This is a genomic window from Mesorhizobium sp. M5C.F.Ca.ET.164.01.1.1, assembly GCF_004792125.1.
Taxonomy (GTDB): Bacteria; Pseudomonadota; Alphaproteobacteria; order Rhizobiales; family Rhizobiaceae; genus Mesorhizobium; species Mesorhizobium wenxiniae.
In genome coordinates, this window is sequence record NZ_SRTG01000239.1 from 1 (window position 1) to 362 (window position 362).

At 56.1% G+C, this 362-nt stretch carries 1 protein-coding gene; it reads left to right on the forward strand.

Annotation, left to right across the window (positions count from 1 at the left end):
• Positions 1-125: 125 nt before the first annotated feature.
• Positions 126-362: LysR family transcriptional regulator (locus EN807_RS33295; RefSeq protein WP_135937998.1), on the forward strand; the 237-nt coding region annotated here is incomplete at its 3' end.

Here is a 362-nt window from a genome sequence, read left to right on the forward strand (position 1 = left end):
ACGAGACCACGGCGGTCCAATTGCCTCGCCACTGGATCGCTGCAGCGTGGCACAATTATTGCTATCGCGCCATCGCTTTTCGAGATAGATTACATCCATTGGAGTCCACTCTCGGATGAGTACCCGTGGAAATCAGGCAGTTAAGATATTTCGTCGGCGTGGTCGAAGCAGGCAGTTTTACGAAGGCCGCTGGTTTCCTTAATGTCGCCCAGAGTGCGCTGAGCCTGCATGTGCGTCAACTGGAGCAAGGCTTCGGCACTCAGCTGCTGATACGCGACAGAACCGGCGTCAGCGTCACCGCGTCAGGAGCCAAATTGCTCGAGCGGGCACGGGCGATCCTCAAAGAAATTCGACTTACCGAG